Source organism: Serratia sp. (in: enterobacteria) (genome assembly GCF_046715635.1).
In the GTDB taxonomy this organism is placed as follows: Bacteria; Pseudomonadota; Gammaproteobacteria; order Enterobacterales; family Enterobacteriaceae; genus Chania.
The window spans coordinates 1-20,245 of sequence record NZ_JBKJYW010000007.1; the positions used below are offsets into that span (position 1 = coordinate 1).

The 20,245-nt window shown below is 49.5% G+C and carries 20 protein-coding genes; 5 read left to right on the top strand and 15 right to left on the bottom strand.

Translation table 11 applies throughout. The features are described from left to right. Positions 1–120: 120 nt before the first annotated feature. Complete coding sequence (gene proA, locus ACLQ7H_RS00260) at positions 121–1,374, top strand: glutamate-5-semialdehyde dehydrogenase (protein ID WP_166734237.1); 1,254 nt, start codon at positions 121–123, stop codon at positions 1,372–1,374. A 210-nt stretch (positions 1,375–1,584) separates the two neighbouring features. Here the strand turns inward: proA and ACLQ7H_RS00265 are convergent, their stop codons facing one another. Continuing rightward, positions 1,585–2,223, bottom strand: coding sequence for a helix-turn-helix domain-containing protein (locus ACLQ7H_RS00265; RefSeq protein ID WP_411750941.1), 639 nt, complete (start codon positions 2,221–2,223; stop codon positions 1,585–1,587). Positions 2,224–2,749: 526 nt separating this feature from the next. Between ACLQ7H_RS00265 and ACLQ7H_RS00270 the strand changes: the two genes are divergently transcribed. Next, positions 2,750–3,328, top strand: a complete 579-nt coding sequence (locus ACLQ7H_RS00270) for a helix-turn-helix domain-containing protein (protein WP_411750942.1) — start codon at positions 2,750–2,752, stop codon at positions 3,326–3,328. Between the two features lie 99 nt (positions 3,329–3,427). Continuing rightward, on the top strand, positions 3,428–4,063 hold the full coding sequence (locus ACLQ7H_RS00275; protein ID WP_411750943.1) for a helix-turn-helix domain-containing protein: 636 nt from the start codon (positions 3,428–3,430) through the stop codon (positions 4,061–4,063). A gap of 32 nt (positions 4,064–4,095) precedes the next feature. On the opposite strand, the gene ACLQ7H_RS00280 is transcribed toward ACLQ7H_RS00275, so the two are convergent. The 11 genes from ACLQ7H_RS00280 to ACLQ7H_RS00330 form a co-directional block, all read right to left on the bottom strand. Further along, positions 4,096–4,809: a helix-turn-helix transcriptional regulator gene (locus ACLQ7H_RS00280; protein WP_411750944.1), complete on the bottom strand. Its 714-nt coding sequence runs from the start codon at positions 4,807–4,809 to the stop codon at positions 4,096–4,098. A gap of 27 nt (positions 4,810–4,836) precedes the next feature. After that, a complete protein-coding gene (locus tag ACLQ7H_RS00285; RefSeq protein WP_411750945.1) occupies positions 4,837–5,532 on the bottom strand; it encodes a LuxR C-terminal-related transcriptional regulator in 696 nt (231 codons plus the stop codon). Between the two features lie 217 nt (positions 5,533–5,749). Next, entirely contained in the window at positions 5,750–6,262 is a 513-nt protein-coding gene (locus ACLQ7H_RS00290; RefSeq protein ID WP_411750946.1) for a fimbrial protein, read from the bottom strand. A gap of 29 nt (positions 6,263–6,291) precedes the next feature. Beyond that, on the bottom strand, positions 6,292–6,813 hold the full coding sequence (locus ACLQ7H_RS00295) for a fimbrial protein (RefSeq protein WP_411750947.1): 522 nt from the start codon (positions 6,811–6,813) through the stop codon (positions 6,292–6,294). Between the two features lie 82 nt (positions 6,814–6,895). Further along, complete coding sequence (locus ACLQ7H_RS00300) at positions 6,896–7,855, bottom strand: fimbrial protein (protein WP_411750948.1); 960 nt, start codon at positions 7,853–7,855, stop codon at positions 6,896–6,898. 12 nt (positions 7,856–7,867) lie between these two features. Next, positions 7,868–10,453 (bottom strand): fimbria/pilus outer membrane usher protein, encoded by a 2,586-nt coding sequence (locus ACLQ7H_RS00305; protein WP_411750949.1) that lies wholly within the window; start codon positions 10,451–10,453, stop codon positions 7,868–7,870. A gap of 85 nt (positions 10,454–10,538) precedes the next feature. Beyond that, positions 10,539–11,216, bottom strand: coding sequence for a molecular chaperone (locus tag ACLQ7H_RS00310; RefSeq protein WP_411750950.1), 678 nt, complete (start codon positions 11,214–11,216; stop codon positions 10,539–10,541). Positions 11,217–11,311: 95 nt separating this feature from the next. Next, a complete protein-coding gene (locus ACLQ7H_RS00315) occupies positions 11,312–11,839 on the bottom strand; it encodes a fimbrial protein (RefSeq protein WP_411750951.1) in 528 nt (175 codons plus the stop codon). Between the two features lie 629 nt (positions 11,840–12,468). Continuing rightward, positions 12,469–14,100, bottom strand: coding sequence for a methyltransferase domain-containing protein (locus ACLQ7H_RS00320; RefSeq protein ID WP_411750952.1), 1,632 nt, complete (start codon positions 14,098–14,100; stop codon positions 12,469–12,471). Positions 14,101–14,110: 10 nt separating this feature from the next. Continuing rightward, positions 14,111–14,368 (bottom strand): YjhX family toxin, encoded by a 258-nt coding sequence (locus ACLQ7H_RS00325; RefSeq protein ID WP_024483657.1) that lies wholly within the window; start codon positions 14,366–14,368, stop codon positions 14,111–14,113. Positions 14,369–14,675: 307 nt separating this feature from the next. Continuing rightward, entirely contained in the window at positions 14,676–15,248 is a 573-nt protein-coding gene (locus tag ACLQ7H_RS00330) for a DUF1349 domain-containing protein (RefSeq protein ID WP_059199939.1), read from the bottom strand. Positions 15,249–15,479: 231 nt separating this feature from the next. On the opposite strand from ACLQ7H_RS00330, the gene ACLQ7H_RS00335 reads away from it, so the two are divergent. Next, positions 15,480–16,262, top strand: coding sequence for a glycoside hydrolase family 16 protein (locus ACLQ7H_RS00335; protein WP_411750953.1), 783 nt, complete (start codon positions 15,480–15,482; stop codon positions 16,260–16,262). A 110-nt stretch (positions 16,263–16,372) separates the two neighbouring features. Here the strand turns inward: ACLQ7H_RS00335 and ACLQ7H_RS00340 are convergent, their stop codons facing one another. Then, positions 16,373–17,509 carry an HlyD family secretion protein gene (locus ACLQ7H_RS00340; protein WP_411750954.1) on the bottom strand — a complete coding sequence of 379 codons (1,137 nt, stop codon included), beginning with the start codon at positions 17,507–17,509 and terminating at the stop codon, positions 16,373–16,375. 4 nt (positions 17,510–17,513) lie between these two features. Continuing rightward, positions 17,514–17,837: a DUF3302 domain-containing protein gene (locus ACLQ7H_RS00345; RefSeq protein ID WP_411750955.1), complete on the bottom strand. Its 324-nt coding sequence runs from the start codon at positions 17,835–17,837 to the stop codon at positions 17,514–17,516. Positions 17,838–18,248: 411 nt separating this feature from the next. Here ACLQ7H_RS00345 and ACLQ7H_RS00350 point away from each other — a divergent pair, with 411 nt between their 5' ends. Then, the gene (locus tag ACLQ7H_RS00350; protein ID WP_411750956.1) at positions 18,249–19,133 is read left to right on the top strand and encodes a LysR family transcriptional regulator; all 885 of its coding nucleotides are present in this window, start codon (positions 18,249–18,251) and stop codon (positions 19,131–19,133) included. 42 nt (positions 19,134–19,175) lie between these two features. On the opposite strand, the gene ACLQ7H_RS00355 is transcribed toward ACLQ7H_RS00350, so the two are convergent. Beyond that, positions 19,176–20,165 (bottom strand): aldo/keto reductase, encoded by a 990-nt coding sequence (locus ACLQ7H_RS00355; protein ID WP_411750957.1) that lies wholly within the window; start codon positions 20,163–20,165, stop codon positions 19,176–19,178. Positions 20,166–20,245 lie beyond the last annotated feature (80 nt).

Here is a 20,245-nt window from a genome sequence, read left to right on the forward strand (position 1 = left end):
AGCGATGCCATGCGCATGATCGCCGGGCACCACTCGCAGCAAATCAGCGAGATCCTGGGCTATGAATATGGCCCGGTGGCCGTGCATCGCGACGATATGATCGTAAGTTAAGGAGTGAACATGCTCGAGCAGATGGGGAAGGCCGCCAAACAGGCTTCCTGGCAGTTGGCGGTACTGAGCACGGCGAAAAAGAACCAGGTGTTGGCGGTGATGGCCGATATGCTGGAAGCCCGCAGTGAAGAAATTCTACAGGCGAATGAGCAGGATATGGCGCAGGCGCGTGCCACCGGGATGAGTGAAGCCCTGTTGGATCGCCTGTTGTTGACTCCAGCGCGTCTGGCGGCGATCGCCAACGATGTGCGCCAGGTCTGCCGCCTGAGCGATCCGGTTGGCCACGTGCTGGACGGCAATCTGCTGGACAGCGGCCTGAAGCTTGAGCGCCGCCGTGTGCCGCTCGGGGTGATTGGCGTGATCTATGAAGCCCGCCCCAACGTCACCATCGACGTCGCCAGCCTGTGTTTGAAAACCGGTAATGCGGTGATCTTGCGCGGCGGTAAAGAGACTCACCACACCAATCAGGCGACGGTGAAAGTGATCCAGCAGGCGCTGGAACAGTGCGGGCTGCCAGCGGCGGCGGTGCAGGCGATCGAAAGCCCGGATCGTGAGTTGGTGAATGAACTGCTGCGTATGGATCGTTATGTCGACATGCTGATCCCACGGGGCGGTGCCGGGCTGCATAAGCTGTGCCGCGAGCAATCGACCATTCCGGTGATCACCGGTGGTATCGGCGTGTGCCATATCTATGTAGACGACAGCGTAGACTACGACAAGGCACTGACGGTCATCGAAAACGCCAAGATACAACGGCCCAGCGCCTGTAACTCGGTCGAAACCCTGCTGGTTAACCGCACTATCGCTAACAGCTTCCTGCCTGCGCTGAGCGCGCGTATGGCCGCCGTTGGGGTAACGTTGCACGCCAGCGATAACGCCATGCCGTTATTGCAGGAAGGGCCAGCGCAGGTGGTTGCGGTGGCTGCAGAAGATTATGATGACGAATGGCTATCGTTGGATTTGAACGTGACGCTGGTGGACGATATCGATCAGGCCATCGATCATATTCGCACCCACGGCACCAGCCATTCCGATGCCATTCTGACGCGCTCGCTGAGCAACGCCGAGTATTTCGTCCGTGCGGTGGATTCCTCTGCGGTATATGTCAACGCCAGCACCCGCTTTACCGATGGCGGCCAGTTTGGTTTGGGCGCAGAAGTTGCGGTCAGCACTCAGAAACTGCACGCCCGCGGCCCGATGGGACTGGATGCGCTGACCACCTATAAGTGGATTGGCTACGGCGACGATTTGGTGCGCAGCTAGGTTTTCCGCTAGCCAGATTTGAACGATGTTTTGGGCGCAGTGTGTAGATACTGCGCCAATACCTTGCCATTAGTGTGAAGTCCCCATCCACAGATGGGGGCAATATGTTATTTGTTGCTTTAGCGGTCAATGTGATGACTTTTCACAGGTTTTATCGGCGAGGCGGTGCATTTGGCCCCTGAACTTACCAAAGTGCTACCGGTTCGTGACCTAAAATTTCTTTGGCAAAGAATTTATCCGGATAAGTAACCCTTTTTTTATGATGACGTAGCCCCCTGCCTTCAGCGATGACAGCGTTTTCATTATCCCACTACGCGAGAGCAAACTGCGTTCTTGTACATATTCTAATGCCGTGGTAGTAGCTCTTATTTCAAAACTTTCCATGCTAAGAGAGGTTAATAAATTACAAATTAACTCGTAATTGCTGACACCTACCGTTTCTTTTTGATATTCACTGAAGCGTGTGGCTGAAAGCATTAACATATAGCAAATATTTTTCCATAGATGTTTGTCTTCTACATGGAGAAATAGCTCATCAACACTTAATAATCTGTATTCAATTTCACTGTTTGCGATAATTTGCACGTCAGATTTATCATGAAAAATGTCCTGCAATCCCACAATACTGTGTGCACGAAGGGTTGATAATATGAGGGAATCACTGTTTCTTTTTATAGTGCACGTTCCGCTGTATAACAGAAAACACATTCTTTTATCGCTTTGGTCTAGATAAAAGCGTTGGCCTGGCTTGCCTTTTCGGGCAGGGCTGAATGATTCGATAGAAGTAAACATCTCATCGATCTCGGCCTGAGGGACATGCTTTTCGATGACTTTGCTAAAATCGTACATATATTTCACATCCACGTAACTTAATGATGTTTCTATTGATAGATGAAACGAAGTGATAAAATTATGACTTTATCAGAGTAGAGTCATAAATATCTTTTATTAACTATTTATAGGGCTTTCTGACGCAATATAGTTTCACGAAGATATGATTATTAACCGTTTTTATTTATGTTTAACATAAACCATTCTGGTTAATTGTATATTTCCGTTTTGATTCTGTAATACTCTTTTTTAATTTCTCTGACATGCTATTTAGTCAGTATTATCTTATGGTAACTTTAAACTATCAAAGGCTTTATGTGTCATTTGTGCACTGTAAATCCAATGTTGGATCCATAGTGTATAAATGACCGTAGTGATTTAAATTGAGGTTTGTTTCCATCATCTTTGATGAGGGCGTGTTGGTTTTGGGTTTTCCATCTCATTTTTATAAATTCCTTAAAAGAACCGGATGACTGGGTGGTATTATTACTATGGGTAAAGCAGACCCCAAATTTCACTCTGATTAATAAGGGCGTATTTATCAATGCAAGCGATGATTGAATGCATAAAAATGCAGGTCAAACCTGTGCGAGTTCCGCCTGGAAAGCTACTCCTGGGAAAAGTGGGTAATGAGTACCAGTGCTATTTTATCGATTCTGGTTTGGCTGTAGTTTATAGCGATACTAACCCCAAGCCTTTGTGTATGATAAAGGGATCACATTTATTTGGCTTGAGCAAGATTCTATGCCCTAAAGGAGGGTATAGCATTAAAATAATCCATGCATCTGATGTCTACGCCATACCTGCTGGGGAGCTCTTAACCATTATTGAAGAAAATAATCAGTGGCAGAGTTTGGCATCCTGTCTGTCGGATTTTGTGCATGTCATCAGTAATAGAAATGATAAAGAGCGGAAATCTCACACGGCTACGCTCATATTACAAACGCTGGAAATGTTACAAAACGAAAGTGAAGAGGTCAGGTTGGCTCATACGGTTAATGACTATGTTGGAGCTATTACCGGGTTATCGCATAGTACTGTCATCCGTGGAATAGATGGCTTAAAGAAGCAGGGCAGCATAGACATTAAAAATGGCCTGTTGCTGCGTTTTGAGCGGAGATAGAGGGGTGCATTTTACGACTTTCTTTGTTTTATACATCCACACGCGTAGTTCTTGACGTATGCTATACTTGCAACAATAAAATCTTATTAAATGGTATTTATGGAAAATAGTTTAGCTTTATCTACCTTGAAACCGGTAATCCATCTTCAGGCCATAATGGACTCACTGCTCGAAACTCATACTGTCTCAAAATCACATTCCGGGCAGCGTTTTCAACTGATACTCCATGATAAAAAAATGTGCTTCCTGCTGCTTAAAGGGAGTTGTGAGGTTAAGCGCAGCGGCGATTCTATGATACTGGTTACGCTGGATGCTCCCAGTATCATCGGCATCAGCGAGCTGATCGCCGATCCTACCCGCACTTTTGTGCAGGCGAGTGGAGATATTGAATATTTTTACCTGCCGCTGGATCAATTGCTGACGCATATCGACGAGCACAATTTATGGAAACAAACGTCGTATTGGCTGATGTATGTGAGTTCCCGATTTCATAAGTATGTCAATTCGACCACCGGTATCTCTACCTATGAATTGATCTGTAATCTTTTAAGATCATTGAGTGAGGAAGATTTCGAAACCCGTGCAACGGTTCCTGCCGTAAAATATATATTGGAAAGAACATCCCTGTCTCGCAGCGGTGTGATGAAAATGCTCTCTAACCTGGATAAAGGTGGTTACATTGTCATTAAGAGAGGGTTGTTAATTAAAATTAATAATTTACCAGCTAGTTATTAAGGCCTTGGTTCCTTTCAGGCAGGAGGCCGTAACTACATGGATGTTCCCACTCTTTTATCGCGCGCACTCAAAAAACTCCATCCTCTGCATTGTCTGTTAAGACGAATAAAATGCTCCTTTAATGAGAATAATTGTGCATCGTTTTTCACCCCCAGCTTTTGTTTGGCATTCTGTTTATGAGCGCTGAGGGTTTTAATACTGCGATTCATATAAATCGCCATATCTTGCAAGCTGAGTCCGCGAAACAGATAAACCAGAACCTCGCGTTCACTGGGCGTTAAATGTTTCTGAATAATATAGGATTCATGGCGCTGCTTTTTAATGTCCCGTGTAATCGTCGGGCTACATATTTTAAATCCGGCGATTACCTTGGTAAAAAGTTCACTGGTCTGCTGCTGATCCTCCAGGCGGGAAATGAGGCTTACTAGAGGATGTTGATACAACTTAGACAGCGTTTCTTCGCAATAACCATAATTGTAACTGTAGATAACCAGCTGTGTCAGAGGGTTAGAGTGGCAGATTTCCATTAGCTGCTCTGCTCTTTGTTGCGGGGTTTCTTGCGTACACACCAGATCAGCGATCAACAAATCGAGCTGTTTTCCCTGAGTCTCTTGCAATAATTGGGGAACGGAAGCTACCTGTATAATGTTCTGAATGTCTGGATTGAGCGAAACAATCAGGTTTTCAAGCCCTAGCCGGATTAATGGGCTCTCTTCCAAAATGGCCAGATTGATCATTGGTTTCATAGTAATGTCTTATTTCTTTGCGGCGATTTATGCGAACAGGCCATTGCGAGACATCCATTTTCCGCGTGAAAACAGCTCGTTATCGTTTCTATAACCCATCTTGGCCATGGCATTTCGCTTGTGGGTACTGACGGTGCGGATGTCACGAAACATTAAAGAGGCCGTGGTGGTCACTGAGCAACCATCAAACAGATAAGACAGCACCTCTATCTCTTTGACGGTGAGAGAATGGAGTGGATTGCTATGCTTTTTCAAAACATTGTTGATAGCCGGGCTGTTCTCCTGGAAACCATTGAGTGTAAGCTGCATACAGTGCTCAATAGCCGGTAAAGATTCGTACTTATAACAAATACTGTCGACGCACAGTGACTTGATTTGTTGTATAAAGTGCGCATCAATCAGGCGGGTACATACCATCAACGGCACCAGAGGCCAGTTGCTCTTACAAAAAGCCAGGATCTGCAACCCCTCAAGCACCGACTCTCCCTCGCCGCACAGTTCCATGATGATGATATCTGGTGAGTTTGAGCGCAGGAAGTTGGGGATCAGGGAGGCTTTATTGAGTGAAATAATTTCCCCGATTTTAAATAGATTAAGCTCTAGGAGATAGCGAAGACCATGGAGGCTCATTTGGCAGGAGTCCATGAGTAGAGCCTGTGGTAATTTTATGTGATGGGGTAGCCCTTCAGTGTTGTTGTGCAGCTTTGCCGCTTGAGTTTTCATAATATAATCTCTAGTGTTAAAATTGTCTGGGTATTATGTTTAATAACCCTGGCGCTAAATAAACCCGGCATACACAGGATATGCCGGTTGTGTAGATAGCTACACTAACAGGGACTGTAAATATACTGACTTATCTTATTAATGACACAGGCAACGGGAGTAAACCTTTATTAATAATCAATCAGCACTTGGTAAGTCCCCCTCAAATTAGAGCAATTTATTGATAGGTAAAGTTCATCTGCACAATGCTGCTGAAAGTACCTGGCCCGGTATTGCCGTTAACGGTAAGCAGACGGCCAGCAAGTTCATAGACCGCATTATGCTGAGCATCTATATCAACCGTCATACTGCTCGCGTTACCCAGCACCGTGGCTTTATCCGCCTCCAGTGCCATCTGCACGGCGACATTTTCGGCTGTACCGCTATTGGCATATAAGGTGGCATCTTCCGTAGCCGGCGTACCGCTGAAGGTTACCGTCGCCTTACTGGTGGCCTGCGGGCAGCCGGTCAGTTTTATCTGAAACGGCATCCAGTCGCTGGCTGTACCCGCCTCTTTTAAATCAGTACTTTGCAGTTGGCCAAAGTCGATATCTTTACTGACTGAGCCACTGTCTACCCTGCAAGGGCTGGCAACCACAGTACCGGTGAGATTGAGGTCAGCAGCCTGAACGGTAACGCTCATCATCCCTGCGACAACCATCAATAGGGTTCGTGTGAAAATTTTGCTCATTCAGGCTGTTCCTTGTATCCCGCTAAATCTTAGTTATAGGTAAAGTTTGCTTGCACGACAGAGCTGATATTGCCCGGCATTACGTCACCCGTTGCCGAGACGGCGCGGGCATTCAGTGCGTAAGTGACAGTTTTATCTGCCAGCACGGGTTGGTAGAGGAAGCTGTTGTTACCCAGAATGGTGCCAGTGGATTGCTGGGAAAGTTCCACCGCCAGGTTAGTCGCCGAGCCGGTATTCTTATACATGGTGGTTGACGTTGTATCCGCCGTGCCGGTAAAGGTGACTTTGACATTAGAGGTGCCCGTTGGGCAGGCACTTAATACCAGGTTAAAGGGAACCAAAGTTGAGCCTGCGCCCGGCGTTGCCAAATCGCCGGCCTGAATATTCTGGCCTAAATCAACGTTAAGATTGCTATTGTTATTATTTACAGTACAAGGAGACGACACCACGTTACCGGTAATATTAATATTGACCGGGTCTGCCTGCGCGCTGCCATAACCCATCGCCATAACCAGTAATGCCATTGCTGATTTTTTATACATATTTTCCATCTTTGTTCTCTCCATTCAGGGTTGTTACCTCGCCATTTAAAAAGCGAGAGGGTTAATTTACTGAGGTTATATCTGGTTGATTTTATTGATAAGTTAATTCAAGCGTTGCTGTCGCATTGGCAGAACCTGTGGTAGGCGTTGCCTTGGTCTGGTAATACTGCGCAGTAAATGGGAAGGTTTCTTGCCCACCGGCTGACGTTTTCATAACCATATTGGTATTTAGCACCATAGGGTTGCCATTATAAAGAATTTGAATGCCTACGCCGGTCGCCACATTGGCACCACCCGCATTGCTTAATTGCAATACGCCAGCGGTACTGGTGTCGGTATTTTTAGTTCCGATGAGTTTCATATTAACTCTTGCTGCTGCATCACAATTCAGCCCTACATCAAACGTTTTTGCATTGGCGGTTTGCCCAACCGTTGTTAAACTTGTTACCATCACATCTTCTAAGGGAATTCGAATGTTCTGCGTTGTAATCGAACAGCCAACTTGGGTGATGCTTGCACCTTTATAATATAGGGTGTACCCAAGGACTGATTCATCACCGTATGCCTTGCCAATAATCTGATATGTGATTTCACCAGATGCTATAGGTCCAGTTTTTATCAGGCTAATTTTTCGGGCAGATATGTCTACCAAGGTATTGTTATTGTAATAAGTTAGTATGGTATTGGGGTAACTGCTAAAACCGGGCACAACCATACCAACACCTGGGACATTAGTTTTATAGGAAGAGTTGACGCCCGTTTTGGTTAATAATAGGAGTTCGTATGTTACTGAACCGTAGTTGCCATTAATCAAACCGTTACAAAGTTCAAAAGGCCGGCTTTGGGGGATATCTACAGTACCTATTACTGAACCTACAGGTAAATCCCTTTGCACAACGATAGGCTGTTGATAAACAGTGACGATCTGAGAGTTTGCTCCTGCGCCAGCGACGTTGGTTTTGCACGCGGCATGGGTTCCCGTGCTCATTGATAACAACATCATGAGTAAAATAAGGCTTGACGTGTTTTTTAATCTATTCAATATACGCATGTTAACTACCTGCTAATTGCACTGCCCGTTCATGGTCTGAACGCCAGTCTGGGTTGTCTGTTTCGCCAGTGAAAACTTCACCTGACATTGCTGATTTGCCTCATTTCCCCATTTGACGGTCAAAGTCCCGCTGTCAGCCAGACCGGTTAAATAAACCTGACCGGAATCACCGACGATAAACGCCTGGGCATTCTTCTGCGAGGCATCCGTCACCGTGGCGCCAAATGGAATTGGTGCGCCGCCCTGGCGTAATAAGGTCATCAGTACGCGTTGACCGACGTTGGCATTAAAGCTGGCCCGCACTACTGCGCCACGGGTGGGTACTACGTTCTGCGTGGTCAGGGTCAAATCAACGTCATCCGGCAGGGTTTCTGTATTCAGCTGTACCTGGTTTTTACGATAGGGGGAGGCGTAAGGCACGACGGCATAGCCACGCCAGTCGGTTTTCACCCCGGTCTGGTTACTCACGCCCACGCCGGACGCGCCCGGTGCCTGAACCAACGCGATGGTTTCACCCAATGACTGCCCCAAGGTGACGCCATTGGCATGCGCCACTATTCCGCCTTGCAGGCCATAGTTCACCCGTTGAGTATTTTTATCGTACGCATAGCCGCCGTTCACTTCGCCGTAGGTGCCACGATAATCCGCATTCAGGTTGCCGCTGTTACCCACTCCCTGGCTGCCGTAACCTTCTTGTACGCTCCAGCTCAGATTGTTATCCGCCAAAGCCGTACCGTTGATACCGACCGTGTTGGTGGTTTTACCGTTTTTACTGGTGCTCAGGTTGTGCGTCGCGTAGGCATTGTTCAGCCAGCGGCTGAGCGGCACGCTGATATTAAAAGCGAACATCTGATCGCGGTCATAAACTCGGCCACCGGTACTTTGGCTATTACCGTTGATGTCGCTATAGCTGCTGCTGGCCGTCGAGTTTTCGTTATAGCTGTAATTCAGACCGTAGCTGATACCGTTCCATGAGTTGTTATAACCCACGCCAAACGACTTCATACTGCGGTCGCTGTTCCAGTAATCCTCGCTGACCAGGCTGATGGATAGCGAACCGGCGTTGTCCCACAAATTCTGGCTCATGGTCAGCTCGGCACGGTTACGACGACGCTCATTCTGTGAGGTATTCTGGTCGCTGCGATAGGTATCCAGCACTTCCTGCAGGCTGTAGTAACCGGCGGTTGAGTAGCGGTAACCGGCAATCGAGAAGTTGGTTCCGGTCTGCAAAATATCTTTGCTGTAACGGGCACGCCATGACTGCCCGCTCTCTTTTGGCAGATCCTGCATGGTGGACCAGGATTGGGTCACATCCACCGACAGAGCACCAAAGTCACCAAGGTTCTTACCTGCACCGATGGCCAGCGACTGATACTTGCTGGCAAACTGGCCACCACCGTAAGCGGTAAACCCATAGGGCAGACCGTAAATTGCTGTCCCCTGACTGAAGGTAGTTTTGTCTACGCTGCCATCGTATGAACGGTATTGGCCGCTGGTCATGGAAAACTTCAGGCGTCCTTCACGTTGTAAAACCGGCAGAGAAGCGAAAGGTATGACCAATTGCTGCTCGCTGCCATCGGCTTCTTTAATCGTGACGTACAGATCGCCGCTGCCGCCGGTCGGGTACATGTCGGTAATTTCAAACGCACCCGGAGCCACGTAGCTCTGATAAATCACATAGCCGTTCTGCCTGATGATCACCTGCGCATTGCTGCGGGCAATGCCGCGCACGACTGGGGCATAGCCTTTGAGGCTGTCCGGCATCATGTCATCGTCGGAGGCGACCTGTGCGCCGCGAAACGGTACGCTGTCAAATACGTCTGAGGGCGAACTGCTGTCACCCAGTGTCAACTGGCTTTTCAGCGAGACAATGTTGCGTTGGGCATAGGTGTAGACCGTATCCCACTGGTCATCGCCGGTGCTGCTGCGGCTGTAGGTCGAATAGTTACGTAAACGCCACGGGCCGATGTTGACGCCTGGCCGCAGGTTGACGTATTGACTGTCGCTATCCTGCGTAGAGCTGTTGCGGGCATAATTACTGGCACCCGTCATGCTGTAGTTCAGCAGGAAGGCGGTAATGCCGTTGTCCCACTGTTCCGGGGGAACATAACCACGTGCCGACTGTGAAACAGCGGCTTGCGGCATACTGAGCAACAGTTGCTGGGCGCTAAAGCGGAAGTCCGCGCTGGCCAGCGGGATCACGCTGAGATCAACACAGTCGCTATCCCCCAGCGCAGGGAACTGCTGAGTTTTTACGCCCATATCCGCCAGCGCTTTGGCACTCAGGCAGGGTTGCAAACTGGCTTTGCCATCTTTGCCCTGGAAAAGCTTGAAGGTCACGTTGCGGGTATCAACTTTTTCATTATTCAGATAAACATCGACACGGTAGACACCGGGTGCCTGGCTGCCGTTCGTTTCAAAAACGGACAGGTCGGTTTTACCCTGCTGTGGGTTATCGACCTGCAGCAGTTCAGGGTTAAAGTAGTCACGGGCATGAACGCTGAAAGTGAAACTACCAAACACGGCGGCGACCAAACATGCCAGTTGGCTAATGCGCGGGCATGTGCGCTTATTTTTATTATTCTGAATGCTATTCATCCTGTACTGCTCCAGTCTGTTCAGGGCCAGAGGGGCCTGGAACCTGTGTTCTCACCGCCCTGTGAGAGCGTGTTATTGCAGCTGATTACAAGGTGGTGGTATGAACCGCACCTACGCCGCCGTAGTCACTGATGATTTTCCAGTTCAGGCTGCCGCCAGCTACACCGGCTGGCAGTGCAAAACTGGCGCTGCTCATGGGTGGCACGTAGGTCACGTCCTTGATTTCTTTGCCGCCAAGGGTGACGGACTGGAAGTTCATGTAGAACGGCGTTGGATTCGTCACTTGCAGCTGGCTGCCGTTGCGCTGCCATTTCAGATTTTGGGCTACCTCTTCCGGCACGCCTTTAATACCTTCCGGGCGGAAAATCAGCTTGATGCGGGTTTTCACCGCGACCTGTAGGGTGTTTTGCCCCTCTTTTTTCTCTGATGACGGGATGGACTTGATATTCATCCAGTAGAGCGACTCTTTATCACCTGGCAAATTGCCACCGGCGCGCACTACCCGCAGTACGTTCTGTTGGCTACCGTCAAGACGGAATAGTGGCGGGGTAATCATGAAGGGGGCTTTCTCAGCGCCACCACCGGTGGTTTCTACCCAGGATTGGATCAAATAGGGTGTGCTATCTGGGTTATTGACGCTCAGTGAAGACTCCTTTTTCGCTCCGTCGTAAATCAGCCGTGTGCCGCCGATAACGACGCCAGCCTGGGCTGCAGTAGCGCTCAATAACAACGTCGCTATCAGTGTTTTGGGTAAAAGTTTCATGTTATGTATCCACATTGAAGATTAAGAAGAACGGGGCGGAGGCCAATGCCGCCGCCCCGGATTTTCAACGCCCTGGATTAAGCCGGGGCAAAATCTTAGTTGTAGTTAACGGTGAAGCTAGCTACAGAGTTTGCCGGGCCAGCAGTTACGGTTGCAGAGGTCGCAATGTAACGAGCAACGAAGTCCAGGTTGTTAACACCGGTAGAAACCAGTGGGTAAGCAGTTGAAGCGGTGTACAGTGGCAGAACCGCGTTAGACGCATCAGACAGCTGAATGCCCACGCCAGTCGCTACGCCAGTTTCAGTGGTCAGCGCCAGAACGCTGTTGTCGCCAGTGACTGAAGTACCGTCGAACTTGACGGTCGCGCTGGTCACAGTTTCCGGGCAATCTTTTAACTGCAGGGTGAATTTAGTTGCAGCAGCAGTAGAGCCCGCACCAGTGAAAGCAGTTTTAGCAACTTTGCCCAAAGTCACGTCCAGTGGGTTAGAAACGCTGTTTACTACGGTACAGGCTGCATCAATGATTTCGCCGTTGAAGTTAACCTGGCCATCAGCAGCAAAAGCAGAAGCAGCAGACAGGATTGACGCAGTAGCGATAGCAGCAGCAATAAAATTCTTTTTCATAGTAAATTCCTTAAGTAATTAACTGGTCGCCAGTGAGCAGGACAACGTTGCCCACACCAATATTAAAACTGGTGGTTGTTCACATGGCTTTTCCATATTTTAGTTGGTTGAAACATCTTCCAGTAAGAAAGCTATAAACAATGTATTTAGTCCTGCTGTATGATGCTTTAAATATCAGGCTCGCTGGGGGCTGTTATCAAAACATTTTAAACGGGGCTCTTAATGCTTAAGCTATTTCTTATCTGCTGGACGTATTATCCAGAGGGGCGCATATTATCTCAACTTGTTTTATGTGCAAAAATATACATATAGTCTATTTTTGGATCGCGGGTTTATTTGTGTTTTTTATGGCGTTTATTTATCTGTATATAGGTGGGGTCATTTCAGGAGTGAATGCTGCATAAAGTCTATTTGTATTTGTTAATTAAGTTGATTTCTCTGGTGTTTTAATTTTCAGCTATTGACATGAATAAGTTCACAAAAAATTGCGACGATCGGGGGGGGCACTGGTAGTTTGACCTAAAGACCTTGTTTTTACAGCGGAAAGTACCTGAGTTTCGTTGATGTTTATTAACACGTCTTGTTCCCCCATCTTACGATGGGGGCGTTGTTTTATTTTTGATGTAACCTCACCGCGCCATCAACGCAAACACCCCCCAGCCAAGGTATTCACGCGTATACGCCACATGGCGTTTAGGCGCTGTCGTCAACTGTGTCCGGACTTCCTCCGCCATGTCGTCATCGGGGTTTGCTTCTAACCAACGGCGCATCGTCAGCCACATTGCCGCGACGTACCTGTCCCAACCCTCCTGGTCTGCCAGCACCATTTCCACGACGTCGTAACCAAGCGCGTCGAAAGAGGTGACAAGATCTGCAAGGGGGAGAAAGTCGGAGAGGGCAGTGGCACCACACTCTTTGGCGATCTCTTCCGTCGGCGGTAACAGACGCCAGTAAGGTTCACCGATAAGGATAATCCCGCCAGGCTTGAGGCTTTTAGCCAGCAGCTCGATAGTCCCGGCGACGCCTCCAGCAATCCAGGTGGCACCGACGCAGGCTGCCACGTCACATTTTTCATCGGCTACGTAACCGGCAGCGTCGTTATGGATAAAATCGACGCGATCGGTGACACCGAGCTCCTCTGCGCGCAGCCTTGCTTGTGCACTGAATAACGGGCTCATGTCGATGCCGGTACCGGTGATGTCGTAGTCGCGTGCCCAGGTGCAGAGCATTTCATCCGAGCCGCTGCCAAGGTCGAGGACTCGCGTGCCTGGTTCCATACGTAACACTGCGCCGAGAGTCGCGTACTTATCGGCTGTGAACGGGTTATGGATACGGTGGGCACTTTCGCTGATGGTGAAAATACGTGGGATATCCAATGCAGAATTCCTTTCATTGATTTGTGTAGTGTCAGAGGTTGTTGTCATTGCTTTTTCTGCCAGCAGGGCAATCAGCTTTCCTTCGAACGTTTCGCTGACTGGCCATGCTGTACTATCCGGGCCGGGGAGCACGGTGAAACCGCAATCGCTGATAAGGCGGAGATATTCCTCATCGTGCCAGGCCGTCATTTGGTTCCCAAAACGCGTGGCGTCACCATTCTCTTCGATGGCCCAGAACAACGTTGAGCTGGTCTGCGCTGTTTCATCCCAGGCGTGTTCCGTCAACAGCAAGTGAGGTCTGGCGAGAAACAGCCCCTGCGGGCAGCGTTGCCAGCTCGGTGCAGCCATGCCCTGACGCTTTACTTCATCAAAGGTATGTACTTCTGCCAGCAGCTTGCCTCCTGGAACTAACCACTGTGCGCAATGGCTAAGCAAGGTGCGGGTGTCCACCGTGCTGAAGACATTCAGCTCACCAAAGGTCATCATGATGAAATCGAACGGATCCTCCGGGGCGTACACCCGTACATCCTGTTGGAGGTATTCAATGTTCAATCCCTCCGCCTGTGCCTGCTGACGGGCATAGGCGATAGATGCCGGAGAGAAATCCACGCCGGTACAGCGAAAGCCCTGCTCTGCAAGCATGTGGGTGTAAAAGCCGGGGCCACAGCCGAGATCGAGAATGCGTGCGCCTGCTGGGAGCAGGCTGGTGATCCATGCCACCTGCCGTTCAATGATCGGTAGCTTCCGGCTGGCCCAGTCGTGCTCCTGCGACAAGTGGTTCTCCAACATGCGCTGGCTAAACGCCGGATCGTCCCAGGGTATTTTGCTTTCATCTGGCGACAGTTTTATGGGGTAGGCGCCAGTAATAATCGTGTTGATATCCATCACACTCTCCTTAGCGGTTGTCCAACTGGGCGCGAACGTTGTTCAGCCCGCTGGTATTGATGCGGTACGGTTGTCCATTGACGGACTTGATCAGCTTTTTGGTTTTGAGTTTTTTGAATACGGCGAGCGTGCAGTCGCTGAGCAGCAGCCCTTCGCGGCTGTAGCATTCAACGGAGGTGACGCGGCCTGATGTATCGCGGACGTGCGCAATACGTCCACCTTTGGCGAGAACGTGTAAGGTACGTTGTTCCTGACGGGATAAATTCATGCTGAAAAACCTGTTAATCATCATGTGCAAAACGTGCAAACACCCAGCGGTGTCCGCATTCGATTTCGGCGCATTGATAATCAGTCCGGCCTGAAAAGGTCGGGAAGCTGACTATCGGATGATTACATTCTCCAGCATCAAAGCCTCGGTATGAGTTGAAAGGGTTTTACGGCGGGAATAGTAACACACATTGTTTGTATGGGAATAAGCTGGCACTTAAAAGTGTGATCCTTGATACATCAGCGTTAATGTTGTCGGGCGGGCAGCCAAGGCGATCCAGCATACTGAATAGCACAGACTCGAACGATTAACTCAGGTCATGCAACGCTTTATCCACCGGCGGAGTCAGCGTGATATTCAGGAAGTCCACTGATAACCCGCGACGTTCAGGCGTACAGCACATCACACCGATTTTCGCTGCGCCTTGCGGAAAATAACATAAGCGTAGCAGCGGCCAGTGATGACCCTCGGTTGAGTACTGTAATCGCAGGCTGTTGCCTTTGCGGGTCAAGCGAAGCCAGAACTCACGTGGATCACCCGCAAAGGTGCCGGTTGCCCAGTCTGAGTTCTCCAGCGTCAGCACGCTGCCTATTGCGGGTGCGCCGTCGTTAAACTCAATACCGGCTTTAAGCCAGTGCTGGTCATCGGTCATGAACATGATCCCGGCCTGGTCATACAGCGTGGTGAAGTCAGCGCAGACCTTTACCTGAAAAGTGAAGTCTTCACTGACGTCGGTGGCGAAGATGTGCCCTGAAAAACGCTCAAACCCGTACCAGGTTTTTTGCCAGAAGTCGGTTTTGTCATTTGTGACAACGCTTAACTTACCGTGATCGCACTGCCATTGTTCAGGTTCATTAATCCAGTAAAAGGAATCAAGCATCAAGCCTCCCAGGGGCAAAAAATACACGTTTGTCTACCGGAAATCAGTTTACGCCTTTGTTGATACAATGACTTCCCCCCAAAGCCCATCGTCTTTCTACGAGATGATGCGCCAGATCAGCATCATAAATTGGACTGTCGGTATGATTATCGGCCATTGGTTAACCGAACCGGCATTTTTAACCAACAGATAAACTCTGAAGCAATGTTGTTATATTTCAGGTGGATAGTAATGAAAGTTGCAAACCAAAAAATCATTGACGGGAAAAGATACCAGCTGGAATTTTTTGATGGATTTGATCGCGGTTATCTCGAGTCGCATTGGCTTCCCTATTATCTGCCGCAGTGGAGTAGTCGGGAGTTATCCACACCGAGATTCGAGTTTTCTGAAAACGGCTTTTCACTTAATATCGAGCAAGATCAACAACCCTGGTGCCCGGAGTTTAATGGGGAAGTCAGAGTGTCTTCTTTGCAGACCGGTGTTTACTCTGGCCCGGTGGGGTCACTACTTGGTCAGCATCGCTTTTCGCCAGACTGCCGGGTGCGTCAAGCACAGGTGGCCGAGAGAAAATATCTGCCAAAATATGGCTATTTCGAACTGCGAGCCAAATGCCCTATTGCAGCAAACAATGTCGCTGCACTCTGGATGATCGGTTACGAAGATCTCCCCGAGCGGTCTGCGGAGATTTGCCTCTTCGAGCTTAAGGGTAAGAATATCCGTAACGGCTACTCTCTGATTGGTTATGGGGTTCATCCCTTTGGTGATTCCCGCATTAGAGAAGAGTTCTATGAGGAGCCTGTTGAGATTGATGTCACTCAATTCAACACTTACGCCATTGCATGGACGGAAAACCAGATTGATTTCTTTATCAATGATCGAAAAGTGAAAACCATCAATCAATCACCCGATTATGAAATGCAGCTGATGTTAAATCTGTATGATCTTGAAAATCACAACGCAGAAAATATGCGTTTCTTTATCGACTATGTTGCCGGGTTCCGCAATAACGACTAGTGAAGCCAAGCCCCATCGCCCTGTTCTCAGGGCGTGGTTTGCCAATGTTGAAACCAGTGCTGCAACAAGGTCCGCTCTTGCTGCCCATTCATCCGGCCGCGTTGTTACGATCAATGATCAAGATAGAGATAGTGCATCCAGCTTGTCATGCGCAGCAGCACCTTACGCATCACGGAAACATGGGTAAAATGGTCGGAATAGACCGCCACCTGGGCAAATATCCCATCTGGCAAGGCATCAACATCCGCATTCGGCTCTAACTCAATTACCGCCAGCACGCCATCGGAACCCGGTATCATGCTCAATGATTGCAAGGTTCCCTGCGCCTGGTACGCCCCGCTGGGAACGACGGGAAGTATGCTGGTCAGTCTCCCCTGAAATACCTGACCAGGTAGCGCATTGAAGACGATTTCGGCTTGATCGCCCGATTTCAGGCGTAACAGCGAATTTTGTCTGAATTGCGCGACGATTTGCCGTTTTTGTTGCGGAATAAACACCATTACCGGGCGCAGTGGCAGCGCCGCCGCGTAAGTTCCTGGGCGGATAAGCACCTGAGTCACATAGCCATTACTGGGGGCGCGGACCACGGTCTGTTCGAGATTGTATTTGGCTTCCGTTAACTGGGCCCGGAGGCTGACTATCTGTGACTGTTCTCCGTTGACGACGCTGTTGAGCTGGCTTTTTATCTGTGCCTGTTCAGCCACTGAACTTTTCACCAGCGCATCCTGTGCCAGAAAATTTTGCCTGGCGTTATCAATATCACTTTCGGAGAACGGATTTACCTTGGCCCTGCTCCCTCTAAGATAGCGCTGGTAGTCTTTGTATAAACGATCGCGTTCGGCAATGATCCCCGAGGTATGGGCGATGGCTTCATCTAATTGCCCCTGGAGCACCTGGATGCTATGGATTGCCGTCATTAAATCGGCCTGTAACCTATCGACACGTGCCTGATATCGGGTAGGCTCTATTTTAAAAAGTACCTCACCTTTTTTTATAAAGGTATTCTGCTTATCCGTGACCTCGCTGACAATGCCAGTCACCTGCGGCGTGATGGGAATCGAAACTACGGCCTTTTGCGCCTGAAAGGTATAGGGGTGGTTATAGTTCATTAATAAAATCAGGGCGCCCACTAAAACAACGCCACCCAATGCCGCGGTAGGGACCGTCCATTTGTTTACCGGGATTTTAAATATTTTGAATATGCCGTAGGCCAACGCGACATAGGTAAGAATAATGAGCAAGTCCATGGAGTTACTCCGCAGAAGGTGTTTTGGTTTCGCCGATGCTTTGTTCCAGCTCGGTTATTCTTTGCTCTAAGCGGGCAAATGAATCTTGCTGGGCTTGCATGCCCCAACCGCGTTCTGGCCGATACAAGGTGGCCCATATCCATAAAAAAGGCCATATCACATGCAGAGTAAACAAACTGACCCAACCCGCAACATGGATCGCGTCTGCATGCGGGTGATTGCGTGATTTTGCGATCAGATAAGGAATGTCATGCAGAATAATGATCCCGTAAAAAATGACCAGGAAGACAACAATGAGTACGCCTAACGCAAAGTAATTAAGAAACATGGTGGCCTCGGCTAAGCAAACAAACCCGACGGAAGAGGTAAGCGCATTGTTGGTTGCGCTACCGCGTCTGTTAGGCGTGAATTAGTGGGTTGTCATTGACCGTAGTGGGTAATCATTTAAGAGTAATGATATTTTTCATCGACTTTGGCAGTACAGGCCGAAAATGACATGTGGGGAGATAAAACACCGACGGCAACGCTAAAAGGATGTTTTTTCATATGTCTTCTCGGAAAAATGGGGTCAGTTCATAAAATATAGCACCATCCAAAAAATCTGACGGCATGAGAACGATTTTGTTGGCGTGTTATCAGCAACCTTTGTCGGCAACGGGGCTAAAATGGTAGTGTCTATGAATCAGTTTCATAAGTTCTGTCCGAACTGGCAAGGTCAACGTTAACCAAGGAAGTACGCATGCTGAAAGAAAACTTCAACGAGCTACAGGTTTTTCTCGTCGTGGCGCGGGAGAGGAGTTTTACCAAAGCGGCGGGTAAGCTGGGTGTTTCACAGTCCACACTCAGCCACGCTATAAAGGCGCTGGAGGAACGGTTAAACCTGCGTTTGCTGACCAGAACGACTCGCAGCGTTGCCCCCACGGAGGCAGGGGAGAGGATCATTGCCTGTCTCGAACCCCGTCTTGCAGACCTTGAACAGGAGTTGGAAGCCCTGGTTCAACTGAACGGCTCCGCCTCCGGTAATATTCGAATTTCGGCGGGCGAGCATGCGGTGCGCAGCCTGCTATGGCCAAAGTTAAAGCCGTTTCTACGGCAATACCCGCAAATCAACGTTGAGCTGGTGGTAGATAACGGGTTTATTGATATTGTGGATGGGCGTTTCGATGCCGGAGTGCGCCTTGGCGAAAGCGTCGATAAAGACATGATTGCCGTCAAGATCGGCCCGGATATGCGCATGGTGGTGGTGGGTTCGCCAGCGTATTTTGCCACCAACAGTATTCCGCAGACGCCACATGAATTGCAGGATCATCAGTGCATTAATATGCGGTTGCCCACCGCAGGCGGTTTGTATCACTGGGAGTTTGAGAAAGCAGGTAAGCCGCTGCGCGTCAGGGTTGAGGGTCAACTGACGCTGAATCTGTTATCGGAAAGAATAGACGCGGTGCTGTCAGGGTTTGGCCTGGCCTGCGTGCCAGAGGATAGGGTCCAGGGCTTGGTCAAATCCGGGGAACTTATTCAGGTGCTGCAAGAGTGGTGCCCCTCTTTCCCGGGTTATTACCTCTATTACCCAAGTAGAAAACAGCATCCTCCCGCGTTTGCTCTGTTGATTGATGCGTTGCGCTAGGGTGATTGAATGGCTTGCGGGAACCGCAAGCCAGAATAAACCTTAACGACCCACGCGTGCCTGTAAGGCGGCTGGATAACGTTCGCCAACGATTTTCACCTTCTCCAGCGCCTGAGTAATCTTGTGCAAATCATTCTGGGAAAGAATGAGTTCGGCGGCCCCCAGATTCTCTTCCAGCCGATGCAGTTTGGTGGTTCCCGGGATGGGCACAATCCACGGTTTTTGGGCCAGCAGCCAGGCCAGAGCAATTTGCGCTGACGTCACGCCTTTCTCTGCGGCAAGCATTGCCAGCAGGCTGACCAACTGCTCATTCGCTGTCAACGCCTCTGTGGCAAAACGTGGCACCTTGCTGCGGAAATCATCTTCACCGAAGGTCGTTCCGGCCTTGATGGCTCCGGTCAAAAAGCCTTTGCCTAATGGGCTGAATGGCACGAACCCAATACCTAATTCTTCCAGCACCGGCAGGATTTCCTGCTCAGGCTGACGCCACCACATCGAGTATTCGCTCTGTAGGGCGGTAACCGGCTGTACCGCATGGGCACGTCGAATGGTTTGCTCGCCAGCCTCTGATAGGCCGAAGTGTTTGACCTTACCTTCAGCAATCAGATCTTTCACGGTGCCCGCAACGTCTTCAATCGGCACATCGGGATCGACGCGGTGTTGATACAGCAGATCGATAACGTCGGTTTTTAGCCTGCGCAGTGAGCCTTCCACCGCTTGGCGGATATGCTCTGGGCGGCTGTTTAATATCTGCTGTTTGTTGTCATCGCCAAAGGTAAAACCAAATTTAGTGGCGATAACCACCCGATCGCGTAACGGTTTTAAGGCTTCGCCGACCACTTCTTCATTCAGATATGGGCCATACACTTCGGCGGTATCGAAAAAGGTCACGCCACGCTCAACGGCAGCGCGGATCAGTTCAACGGCCTGACGCGTATCCGTCGCCGGGCCGTAGCCGAAGCTCAGCCCCATGCAGCCCAGACCCAGTGCTGACACTTCCAGCCCGGACTTACCGAGATAACGTGTTTGCATTCGGGAGTTCCTCCTATTTTATGTCGTTAAACGTCGAGTTTACGGCCGGCCAGCCATTCCACCATCGCCGGGTCGCGATG

What these genes read in the sequence shown, in the direction of transcription:
- proA (WP_166734237.1), top strand. Translation starts at nt 121, where the DNA reads ATGCTCGAGCAGATGGGGAAGGCCGCCAAACAGGCTTCCTGGCAGTTG.
- ACLQ7H_RS00265 (WP_411750941.1), bottom strand. Translation starts at nt 2,223, where the DNA reads ATGTACGATTTTAGCAAAGTCATCGAAAAGCATGTCCCTCAGGCCGAG.
- ACLQ7H_RS00270 (WP_411750942.1), top strand. Translation starts at nt 2,750, where the DNA reads ATGCAAGCGATGATTGAATGCATAAAAATGCAGGTCAAACCTGTGCGA.
- ACLQ7H_RS00275 (WP_411750943.1), top strand. Translation starts at nt 3,428, where the DNA reads ATGGAAAATAGTTTAGCTTTATCTACCTTGAAACCGGTAATCCATCTT.
- ACLQ7H_RS00280 (WP_411750944.1), bottom strand. Translation starts at nt 4,809, where the DNA reads ATGAAACCAATGATCAATCTGGCCATTTTGGAAGAGAGCCCATTAATC.
- ACLQ7H_RS00285 (WP_411750945.1), bottom strand. Translation starts at nt 5,532, where the DNA reads ATGAAAACTCAAGCGGCAAAGCTGCACAACAACACTGAAGGGCTACCC.
- ACLQ7H_RS00290 (WP_411750946.1), bottom strand. Translation starts at nt 6,262, where the DNA reads ATGAGCAAAATTTTCACACGAACCCTATTGATGGTTGTCGCAGGGATG.
- ACLQ7H_RS00295 (WP_411750947.1), bottom strand. Translation starts at nt 6,813, where the DNA reads ATGGAAAATATGTATAAAAAATCAGCAATGGCATTACTGGTTATGGCG.
- ACLQ7H_RS00300 (WP_411750948.1), bottom strand. Translation starts at nt 7,855, where the DNA reads ATGCGTATATTGAATAGATTAAAAAACACGTCAAGCCTTATTTTACTC.
- ACLQ7H_RS00305 (WP_411750949.1), bottom strand. Translation starts at nt 10,453, where the DNA reads ATGAATAGCATTCAGAATAATAAAAATAAGCGCACATGCCCGCGCATT.
- ACLQ7H_RS00310 (WP_411750950.1), bottom strand. Translation starts at nt 11,216, where the DNA reads ATGAAACTTTTACCCAAAACACTGATAGCGACGTTGTTATTGAGCGCT.
- ACLQ7H_RS00315 (WP_411750951.1), bottom strand. Translation starts at nt 11,839, where the DNA reads ATGAAAAAGAATTTTATTGCTGCTGCTATCGCTACTGCGTCAATCCTG.
- ACLQ7H_RS00320 (WP_411750952.1), bottom strand. Translation starts at nt 14,100, where the DNA reads ATGGATATCAACACGATTATTACTGGCGCCTACCCCATAAAACTGTCG.
- ACLQ7H_RS00325 (WP_024483657.1), bottom strand. Translation starts at nt 14,368, where the DNA reads ATGAATTTATCCCGTCAGGAACAACGTACCTTACACGTTCTCGCCAAA.
- ACLQ7H_RS00330 (WP_059199939.1), bottom strand. Translation starts at nt 15,248, where the DNA reads ATGCTTGATTCCTTTTACTGGATTAATGAACCTGAACAATGGCAGTGC.
- ACLQ7H_RS00335 (WP_411750953.1), top strand. Translation starts at nt 15,480, where the DNA reads ATGAAAGTTGCAAACCAAAAAATCATTGACGGGAAAAGATACCAGCTG.
- ACLQ7H_RS00340 (WP_411750954.1), bottom strand. Translation starts at nt 17,509, where the DNA reads ATGGACTTGCTCATTATTCTTACCTATGTCGCGTTGGCCTACGGCATA.
- ACLQ7H_RS00345 (WP_411750955.1), bottom strand. Translation starts at nt 17,837, where the DNA reads ATGTTTCTTAATTACTTTGCGTTAGGCGTACTCATTGTTGTCTTCCTG.
- ACLQ7H_RS00350 (WP_411750956.1), top strand. Translation starts at nt 18,249, where the DNA reads ATGCTGAAAGAAAACTTCAACGAGCTACAGGTTTTTCTCGTCGTGGCG.
- ACLQ7H_RS00355 (WP_411750957.1), bottom strand. Translation starts at nt 20,165, where the DNA reads ATGCAAACACGTTATCTCGGTAAGTCCGGGCTGGAAGTGTCAGCACTG.